The sequence below is a fragment of the Ferrovum myxofaciens genome (genome assembly GCF_000735045.1).
In the GTDB taxonomy this organism is placed as follows: Bacteria; Pseudomonadota; Gammaproteobacteria; order Burkholderiales; family Ferrovaceae; genus Ferrovum; species Ferrovum myxofaciens.
This window is the reverse complement of sequence record NZ_JPOQ01000482.1, coordinates 1-378: the sequence shown is the minus strand read 5'-3', so window position 1 is coordinate 378 and position 378 is coordinate 1. Positions and strand designations below refer to the sequence as shown.

General features: G+C 51.1%; 1 protein-coding gene. It reads left to right on the top strand.

What is annotated here, in order from left to right; all coding sequences use genetic code 11:
• Positions 1 to 116 precede the first annotated feature (116 nt).
• Positions 117 to 378: CHC2 zinc finger domain-containing protein (locus tag IV91_RS0114685; RefSeq protein WP_031599565.1), on the top strand; the 262-nt coding region annotated here is incomplete at its 3' end.

Sequence of the window (378 nt, the reverse complement as noted above, 5' to 3'; positions counted from 1 at the left end):
GTGTTGATGGTGGACATCGCAAAGATTACTGGCACAGTTGACACCAGAACTATTGAGCCAAAAATTATCCAGGAGGAAAGCCGAGGTCGTGGTCGCCCAAGAAAAGGGAGCCCATCATGACTGTTGTGGAACTGCTGGAAAGGCTTCAGGGCGTTCGCAAGACTGACCATGGATGGACAGCCAAGTGTCCGTCTCACAACGATAACAGCCCTTCGTTAAGCGTAACCGAAAAAGACGGGAAAATCCTGCTCCATTGTTTTGCGGGATGTGGTGCCCATGAGATCGTTACCGCGGTGGGTCTCGAACTATCCGATTTGTTCCCTGAAAAGCTGGAATTTTCCAGAGGACGAACGCCACGATTCCCGGCCCATGAGATTT